This is a genomic window from Metabacillus litoralis (genome assembly GCF_007994985.1).
GTDB lineage: Bacteria > Bacillota > Bacilli > Bacillales > Bacillaceae > Metabacillus > Metabacillus litoralis.
The window spans coordinates 1-8,549 of record NZ_VOQF01000034.1 but is presented as its reverse complement, the minus strand read 5'-3'; the positions used below and the strand labels follow the sequence as shown (position 1 = coordinate 8,549).

Below are 8,549 nucleotides of genomic sequence, written 5' to 3'. Positions count from 1 at the left end.
TATACTTTCAAAGACATCGACTACCTTTCTTTCAATTTCTATTCGTTGTTATGTATTAACTCTTGGTTAGGTTTTTAACATCCAATAATATCCACTTATTATAAATACCATATACACCCAATTAAATACACAATTTAACAGATAATTGTTAAAGAAAGGAACTTTATGCTTATGAATGGTTGTTGTCTATAGGAAGAAAATAACAAAATAATTTAGATTGATTAGGCGAAATGACTTATGAATTGGGGTTAAAATAAGCGGAATGATATTATCGTTAATAAATAGTTTATTAAACAAGTGAGTAAAATTTAATGAAACGCAAAAGAGGCTAACTTGAAAAATTCTTCAAGTTAACCTTTTTACTTCAAAGACTATTAGCCTGAACTCAATAAACATTGAAGTATGTTTAAGCAGTTCTAAAACTCATCATATTACTGAGTCTAAAATTAATGATAAAAAAAGTAAACGTTAAGTACTATTGATAAGGTGCTCTAGTAAAACAATGCTTAACTATTAGACTAGCATGGATCCTATGAATTTAAATTATTAGTAGGATTTCCATCAGCATCAGTTCGTAAATACCCTCCACCATCTTCTTCACTCAAATTGACGGCAGTGTTCCCATCTCCGTCTCTCCAATAACCTTCAATCCATACACCATCACGCCAATGTCCTTCTACCCAATGAGGTTGTACTTGGTGTGTTCCAGGTTGTTCTGGTGTTTCTGTCGTAGATGCAACCTCTGTTTGAGCCACATGAGTTTCTGCATATTGCACATTTGATACTCCTTCTGTTCCTGCATCAGCCATATTTTGAGTAGAGGAAGCTGGGTCGCCACCATCTGCTCCATCAACTAAATCTACCATTCCAACAGCAAGTGTACTTATTGCTACTGTTTTACCAATATCTCGTAATCCTTGTTTGACTTTTATATCGTCTCCATCTCTAAATCCCTCATATGCCGTTTTACCACTACCATAGGTATTTTTTGCAGTATGATAGACTCCCTTTGCTGTTCTACCTACTGAATCTCCCATATCGTTCAATCCTTGATCCATTTTATGCTTATCGTCTTGGATTAATCCTGATGCAGTATTCCAAGCACCATCGGCAATTTGCCCTACAGTGTCACCGGCGAATTCTGATGCTTTTTTAACACCATCTCCAACTTCGTTAATAAACTTACTACCTGTTACATCTCCAACAACATTGATTGCCCCACCAATAACAGTTCCTGTTGCTTTACCAGCAAATTTGCCTAAATCTCTTAATAATCCCATAACTGTATTCCTCCTCAATAGTTGATTAACTAGAAAAAGACCCACCTAAATAGGTGGATCATCATTTGTAAGAACATCCATCTTAATAGGCGACTCGGCTACCATAGCATTTGCTTTAGGCCCGTAGTTTTGCGTCCCTACCTTTCGATAGGTTTGCCTTTATCTAATAATCTAAAAGTAATAGGTTAATTGTACTATGAAATTATCTATTTTCAAACAAAATATTTTTAAAATTGAATATATTTTACATAGTTCACAAGATTTATTAAGAAATTTAAATGAATTTGATTTCCTTATATATGGGCTTGTTAAGCACAAATAAGATAACCTCTTTAAATTATAGTCGAGGTTATCTTTTAAAGTTTTAGAACGACAGCTACCCTTCTTAGCTAGTTTTTTGATGTTCAAAGCAATATATTTTCCCATCAAACTTCTTATTGGACAAACAAAATGATTTAACCTTTTCTGAGACAATTTTATTACACACACAGCACTTTGCAAGTTGTTTTTGATTGTTTACTTCTTCCTCAAAACTCCCTGTTTCCCTCTTCAAAGATTGGACATGCTGTTTTCTAATAGACTGATCTTTTATGTTTGCATCAACTAGTGATCTGTAAATACGATCTATATCATTTTCTGTTAAAACAGACTCTTTATTGTTCATTTTAAGAACATATACTTTCCTATTTATGTACTCAGACAATTCAACATCATATACAATTAATTCATTAGAACCTATTTTTCTATAATCCATTTCGTCAATCTTGAATGTGCAGCGTTTAGTGAATGAAACTACTGAAATAAATTGGTCATGATATTTCTTTTCAATATGGTTCTTAATCCCTTGAATATGTCCATAATTTTGAATAAACGGGTTCATCATCTTGAACTTTCCATTTACTGACCAAGTTTTTCTCTCTTTACCACCATAAATAGTCCCTTGATAATTCTTTGTTTCAATTACAAAGATTCCATATGGAGTGATCACAACATGATCAATTTGAGAATAACCTGATTTAGCTTTACCGTTTTTAATCATGATATCTGATAAATACTTATAACCTTTAGGAAGTTGGGCTAGCTGTATATCGATTTTATATTCCCCTATTTCTCCTTTCCTAGTTGCAACCTTTTCATGGTGTTTTTTCTTTGGTGTTGGTGGGTTTACTAGTGAATTTTTTTCTTTTTCTTTTTTTTGCTTATTTTTATTAAATAAGTTTGATAAGAGTTTCATTTTTTCTCCTCTTCTTGATAAAAAATACATTACTTAAAGAATACAAAAATATAGCTCAAGAGTTTTATCGTCTCTTAAGCTGAATTTTTTATTTTAATCTGCTTTTAGTTATACTATGGATACTGTTAAATACCTCCTCTTCGGTTCCTTCTTGAACAATATCAAAGTCATGACGTTCCCCTACTATATAGATTTTCCATATACCATCTTCTTCGAATCAACCTGTAACATATGGAATTACCTTCTTTTCACCAATTACTAGATTTAATTTATTTGTATCAATGTTTTGCATTACTATAAGGTTTTCTTACTCTATTCTAGTCAAAGTGTTATTCCTCTCTTAATATCCCTATATATTTCAGTTTATTTACAGAAACAGGAGTCTTTAGCTGGACCAACTCTGTCATTTGCAAGGACATGATTTTCACCTTCACCATACCAGGTGCAGCCTTACCTAATAGCATTTATATTCTTACAAAAAAACAACAACCTACTTTAGATTGTTGTCTTTTCAATAATTTCATAGATATATTTTCGCTTTGGATCTTCAACCCAAAAGATATAATTCTTTTAGATTTTCTATAAAATCAGCATCCGTTTTTACTCCAATCATATTTAAAAGATCATAAAATTGGCTTAGTTTAAAAGTGAAATTGTATTGAACAACCGCGGCACTATTCAAATTTCTAGTTTTCTCTATATAAACCTTAGCGTCACTTTTTCCTAAAAATAAAACATTATATCTATCATTTGTATTTTTTTCTAAAATTATTTTATTAGGCTCAATTTCGAAAAAAGAGTAATACTGTTTAACTGAAGAATTTTTGAATATATCTTGAATATTATTTAATGATGTTGCACTCTCAAGATCATTTTGAACATTTGTATCATATTTTTTTACTTCTAGCTTACTTTTCGAAAAAATATATAAAGCTAATACAGATTTATATTCATCTGAAAATGTATCTACTTTGTATTCTTTTCCTCTAACAACTTCATAAAGATCATAATGATTATTTTCTTTATTGAAAGTTAACTTAACCGTAGTCTCAGGATAATCTTCTTCACTTATTGGTGCAATACTAATAATACATTCTTGCCTTTTTATCACTTTAAATTCAGTTTCAATTAAATTGTATATACCACTTAAGTCCATAATTTATACTCCTATGGATTTATTTGTTTAATAACGTTAGGATTAATTAGGTATAACTAATTGATAAGTTAATAGCTTGTTTTACATTTAAATTTATAAAAGAAAAATAGCCACATCCCTAATTATGACTATTTTCAATTCACTGTTCATATAAAAGTTAATTAGCACTATATTTCAGTATGTATTTTAACAACACCACTCTATTGGGCTGTTTCAGCAAACTCTTAATTTAGGTCTAGTTATTATAATATCTTATCTATTCGTAGTCTTTTAATAAAATTATCTAAAGCTTCATTCTCATTATTAAATTTTTTTCTAGAGCCACTTACTATACTTGCTCTTTCGTCAGTTACATATATTTCCCATTCATTACCATTAACTTTAATCCCCACCTCATTTTCTCTTAGTGGATGTTCATTAAACCAATTGAAACGTCTTAAATTCTCTCTTTTAATTATATCTTTTGCTTCTTCTTTTCTCATTTAATTATATTCCTTTTTTAAAATGATTTATCACTATTTATAGAGTCTAAAGATAAATTATATATCTCAATGCCATCTCATGGAATTTCACTTGGGGTGATTTTACACATATAATACATTAGTAAATATCTTAATGATCCTGTGTAAAAATACTTAAGAGTCATTATTCTTATAAGTTTTTTATAAAATAACAACAATAATTGATCATTTGGTGGAACAACGAACGTTCTTCTTATTTAACCTAATCCATTTTATCTATTAATAACAGATTCTCAAATGTTATATTTTTTTATAAATTCTAAAACTTCAATCTCATCTTGATTTACTATCTTTTCATAGTAGTATTTATCGGTTCGATCGAATCCATTTTGCTTTGCAAGGTCCGCATTAATAGTCCCAAGTCTTAATTGCGAACCTGTTTTATTAAAACTCAAATTAAATATATTTCCTTTGTACTTCGCTTTGTAATCAACTTCATAAATTTCATCAATATCTGCTTTCTTTACTTCCTTAATATAAAGCCTAGGTAAGTTAGCACTTTCTTTAAAGGGGCTAGGATAAATTTTTTCTCTAAAACCATTTTCCAAATCATCTTGATCATCACTAACTAACCTTATACAATCACCATTAATATTACTAACTTTAAAGGTCTTATTTGTATATTTAGCAAAAGTTCCTTTTTCCATGGATTTCTCTCCCTTACTATTTGGCAGGTATAAACATCTTTATATCACTAACAAATATAGCTACTAGTTTTTCAATACCGTCAGTAACTTTAAATAATTCTGTTCCGTTATTAGGAAAATATCTATTTTCAAATTGCCATTTAGGCACTAATCCATCATTCCAGATCCTGTAAAACCATTCAGTGTACAGGGTGGACCATCTGTATTTGTTCAGCCGAAGCGTTCTCCACAAGATTAATATTACTTTTGTACTTTTTACAAACATACTAGCAGCATCACCAATCCCTCATTGACCTTAAAAAACACAAGATTTCCGTGCTGATTTGTACTCTGCAAAAAATAAACCTTGAAAGGCATTAGCCGATCAAGGTGAGCTTAATTTTTATAAAAATAACCAATCGAACATCTATCAGAGATCCAAAGAACCGACTCACTTGCTTAAAAGTAAATCTTATGGATACCATGAAAGTTTGGTATTGCTGTCTAAAGGATGGTTTTTAATTTCAGCAGTTAAGCTATTGAACCATTTATTTAGAATTTCTTCCTTTGCTAGGCTTGAATTGTCATCGTCTTCCCAAATTATATGTGAGAACCAAGCTCCAGTTGCCCATTCAATCTGTAGCTCAACAAAGGCAATTTTAGGATGTTCAACTTGTGCAAAGTTACCATTTACCGCAGAAGCGACAGTAGATGCTTGTGGTAATAGCTCATTTTCAATTTTCTCTTTTATAATAGTATCTTTAAGTTGATTCCAAAAAACTAAACTACCATCTATTTGATAAAAAATATCAAAGGAAGGTTGTTCCTTCATAGCGAGCAAAATAAAAGCTCGATCTACAGAGTTGTTAGTTACCTTAACCACATTTACGATTATATTTTGTGCAATATCCATCCAAAGATTCATTGCTTCTTCTTCTGACGAATCTAAATAAAACTCTGATTCAAGGTTGGAATCAGTAACTTCTCCTTTATTAACATCTTCAACTTTCTTAAATAAACGTTTAAAGAATCCCATTAAATGCACATCCTAAAATTCTATTAATAAAAGGTAACAATTCTATTTAGATATCCACTAGCAATAATCCTCATTAAGGAATATTTTACATTTCTACAAGTATTTTGAGACGCATTTCATCACACTCACTGTCAAATAACTCATATAAGTTGAATTATGACTTGTTTACAAAGATTAACTTTATTTAAGAGTTTTAAAACTTCAAGGGTATCATTCAACTTATCTTCTCTTTTTCAACCACTATAATGACATCATCTTTACTAACCCATTTTTGATATACACCCTTGTCTATACATTTCATACCTATATTTTCCCATACTTTATAATCACCAACCATGGTTATGATAGATATCATTTTATCTTTTTGGTCAACCACTTCAAATTCATACCCCTTATAATGTGCTTTTATCCTCTTATGATACAGTTGTTCTATTTCATTACTCGAAACATATTTAACATATATTGTTTGATTGGCCATTGATTTTTCCTCAAAACCATTTAATTCATCTTTCGTATCGTGTGAACGCAAAATAATACGTCCATCGGTTTTAATCCCAGCAGAATATTCCTCTCCATTATATATTGCAAAGGTATTATTTTTCATAGAACCTCCTAATTAACAGTTATAAATTTACCAAAATCTTCATTATAAACTGCACGTAATATTTCTGTACCGTCTTTTTGAACTTCTATTAATTGAGCACCATTAGATATCTCTAGAAATCTATTACATTTATATTCTGGAATTATCCTTCCATTTTCTGCTTTTGTAAAACCATTACCTGTGAATGGAGCCTATGGTTGTTCCATATGGGGTTGATATTTAAGATACTTATTTTGACTATTTATACATTTATTAAAAAAAGCACTTATTGCGTAAAAGATAATTAAGTGCTTTAAGTTAACGTATTTTCTAAGCTTTCATGTTTGAGTTTAAGTTTGTAAGTTTCATTGAATCGTAAAAGCATTATAGCTTCTTTAATATTTTACCAGCTCTTAATCTATCAATAATATCATCTAAAGCTTCTTCTTCATCCGCATAGGTATCTTGTGAATTTGTAATCTTGCTAGCTCTTTCATCTGTTACATAAACAATCCATTTATCATTCTCATGCCTTAACACAACTTCATTTTCTCTATTATCTCTAACTTCATTCATATTATAATCTTGTAAGTTCTCCTCATGTATAATTCTTATTGCCTCTTTTATATTCATGGTTAATCCTCCTATTTAATTTCCTTCTACAACCTTACTTAAAACGATACTCCTTCATGTTACAAACATCATGAGTTTTCGATTTTCATTTTAATCATTTTCTTATTGTCTTCTAAACAGTGGTTGAATAAAAATAAAAAACCTTGAAAGGCAGTTCTATGCCAATCAAGGTTAACTAATTTTTACTTATTCTACCAAATAAGACTAATTTTAAATACCAACTATACAATATTCAGTATAATAACAAAATTTTTTTAAAAAAATACTCTAACGATTAAGCTATTTAAACATCAAATTTTAAAGTATTTTAAGTGTTAAGTCTGTTATGTTGACTTAACACTATTTTATAAAAATAATCAAACGCCTCATCTTCATTATCTATCTTTTTAATTATGAAATGACCACCACGTTCTCTTGTTTCATAAACTTTCCATACCCCTTGATCAAATGCACACCCTAATACAAGTGGAGCATCAGATAGCTTGTCGAGTTTTATAATATATTCACCGATATTTAATTTTTCAGATTCTATTCTCTTTAAGAACTCTTGTTTAGTCATTTTTACCCTCCTCCTAATATTTCGGTATAACTCCAATCATTTCCAATGTTTGTGCATTTAGAGGAGTTACAATTTGTTCAGCTCCACCATTCATTAATTTCTCGCCTGTAGAACTATTAAACCAAGGTGCAGCTAAACCTTTCACTCCATAAGTGGCATCTACATTTCCAAATATATTTTTTACTCTATCTTGAAAGTCGTTATAACTTGCAATAAACCTATCAAAATCAATTTCTGAAATTGGATTATTTCCATTAGCTACTACAACCCGATTCAGTTCTTCAAGATTTTCACTTTTGATAGCATCGATGGCTCTAAAATAGGATTCATTATTAAAGATTCCTACATGTCTAGCTGAAGGGTTTTCTATATATGGAATTGCACGTTGATCATAAGTGTAAGGAATGCCTTTGTTAGGTAGGGTGGTGAAATTTTCTCCACCCTTTCCGCCTACTCTATCCCATTTTTCAGGTAAGGGGCTATTTCTATTAATCGCTTGAATAGAACCTTCGTCAAATCCCATTTTATCAGGCCAATCTATATTCATTCTGCCATCAACAAACCCATCAGGCTTCAGGAACTGCATGTCAGAGACAATTGTAACATCGCCTTTAACTTCTAATGCATCATATGCTTTATGAATTTTTTCAAATTTTTCTTTATTCGTTAAATCATCACGTCTTGCTATTTCATTAATATGATTAAAATATTCTCCTACGTTCTTAAACTTCAAATTATCCGTACCTTTTGTCCCGACACCATTTATTACATTACTAGTATTAACAGATTTTGTACTACCCATCATATCTCCAAAACTAAACTTCGACATCCCCTGGTCAATATCCTTCAACATTCGCTTAGGATTCATAACATTTATTGGTGAATTCCCAATTGAACTAAACGCCAAATTGCTTCTAGGAT

The 8,549-nt window shown here is 30.4% G+C and carries 11 protein-coding genes and 1 riboswitch; all 11 genes read right to left on the bottom strand.

What is annotated here, in order from left to right; translation table 11 throughout:
* Positions 1-530: 530 nt before the first annotated feature.
* Positions 531-1,280: a DUF3892 domain-containing protein gene (locus FS935_RS22815; RefSeq protein ID WP_146950905.1), complete on the bottom strand. Its 750-nt coding sequence runs from the start codon at positions 1,278-1,280 to the stop codon at positions 531-533.
* Positions 1,281-1,365: 85 nt separating this feature from the next.
* Positions 1,366-1,448: riboswitch (cyclic di-GMP riboswitch) on the bottom strand.
* A 217-nt stretch (positions 1,449-1,665) separates the two neighbouring features.
* Entirely contained in the window at positions 1,666-2,514 is an 849-nt protein-coding gene (locus FS935_RS22810) for a nuclease-related domain-containing protein (protein ID WP_146950904.1), read from the bottom strand.
* 547 nt (positions 2,515-3,061) lie between these two features.
* Positions 3,062-3,670 carry a hypothetical protein gene (locus FS935_RS22805; RefSeq protein ID WP_146950903.1) on the bottom strand — a complete coding sequence of 203 codons (609 nt, stop codon included), beginning with the start codon at positions 3,668-3,670 and terminating at the stop codon, positions 3,062-3,064.
* A 242-nt stretch (positions 3,671-3,912) separates the two neighbouring features.
* Positions 3,913-4,152: an Imm59 family immunity protein gene (locus tag FS935_RS22800; protein ID WP_146950902.1), complete on the bottom strand. Its 240-nt coding sequence runs from the start codon at positions 4,150-4,152 to the stop codon at positions 3,913-3,915.
* A gap of 272 nt (positions 4,153-4,424) precedes the next feature.
* Complete coding sequence (locus FS935_RS22795) at positions 4,425-4,838, bottom strand: UCP033725 family protein (RefSeq protein WP_146950901.1); 414 nt, start codon at positions 4,836-4,838, stop codon at positions 4,425-4,427.
* Positions 4,839-4,854: 16 nt separating this feature from the next.
* The gene (locus FS935_RS24360; RefSeq protein ID WP_275669651.1) at positions 4,855-4,986 is read right to left on the bottom strand and encodes a hypothetical protein; all 132 of its coding nucleotides are present in this window, start codon (positions 4,984-4,986) and stop codon (positions 4,855-4,857) included.
* Positions 4,987-5,289: 303 nt separating this feature from the next.
* Positions 5,290-5,853 carry a DUF1838 family protein gene (locus FS935_RS22790; RefSeq protein ID WP_146950900.1) on the bottom strand — a complete coding sequence of 188 codons (564 nt, stop codon included), beginning with the start codon at positions 5,851-5,853 and terminating at the stop codon, positions 5,290-5,292.
* A gap of 214 nt (positions 5,854-6,067) precedes the next feature.
* Positions 6,068-6,457: a UCP033725 family protein gene (locus FS935_RS22785; protein ID WP_146950899.1), complete on the bottom strand. Its 390-nt coding sequence runs from the start codon at positions 6,455-6,457 to the stop codon at positions 6,068-6,070.
* A gap of 363 nt (positions 6,458-6,820) precedes the next feature.
* Entirely contained in the window at positions 6,821-7,069 is a 249-nt protein-coding gene (locus tag FS935_RS22780; RefSeq protein ID WP_146950898.1) for an Imm59 family immunity protein, read from the bottom strand.
* Positions 7,070-7,376: 307 nt separating this feature from the next.
* On the bottom strand, positions 7,377-7,628 hold the full coding sequence (locus tag FS935_RS22775) for a hypothetical protein (RefSeq protein WP_146950897.1): 252 nt from the start codon (positions 7,626-7,628) through the stop codon (positions 7,377-7,379).
* A 13-nt stretch (positions 7,629-7,641) separates the two neighbouring features.
* A partial coding sequence (locus tag FS935_RS23525) for a hypothetical protein (RefSeq protein WP_205124313.1) occupies positions 7,642-8,549 on the bottom strand: 908 nt, incomplete at its 5' end.

Coding starts and splice junctions, on each gene's coding strand:
- FS935_RS22815 (WP_146950905.1), bottom strand. CDS start 1,280: ATGGGATTATTAAGAGATTTAGGCAAATTTGCTGGTAAAGCAACAGGA.
- FS935_RS22810 (WP_146950904.1), bottom strand. CDS start 2,514: ATGAAACTCTTATCAAACTTATTTAATAAAAATAAGCAAAAAAAAGAA.
- FS935_RS22805 (WP_146950903.1), bottom strand. CDS start 3,670: ATGGACTTAAGTGGTATATACAATTTAATTGAAACTGAATTTAAAGTG.
- FS935_RS22800 (WP_146950902.1), bottom strand. CDS start 4,152: ATGAGAAAAGAAGAAGCAAAAGATATAATTAAAAGAGAGAATTTAAGA.
- FS935_RS22795 (WP_146950901.1), bottom strand. CDS start 4,838: ATGGAAAAAGGAACTTTTGCTAAATATACAAATAAGACCTTTAAAGTT.
- FS935_RS22790 (WP_146950900.1), bottom strand. CDS start 5,853: ATGGGATTCTTTAAACGTTTATTTAAGAAAGTTGAAGATGTTAATAAA.
- FS935_RS22785 (WP_146950899.1), bottom strand. CDS start 6,457: ATGAAAAATAATACCTTTGCAATATATAATGGAGAGGAATATTCTGCT.
- FS935_RS22780 (WP_146950898.1), bottom strand. CDS start 7,069: ATGAATATAAAAGAGGCAATAAGAATTATACATGAGGAGAACTTACAA.
- FS935_RS22775 (WP_146950897.1), bottom strand. CDS start 7,628: ATGACTAAACAAGAGTTCTTAAAGAGAATAGAATCTGAAAAATTAAAT.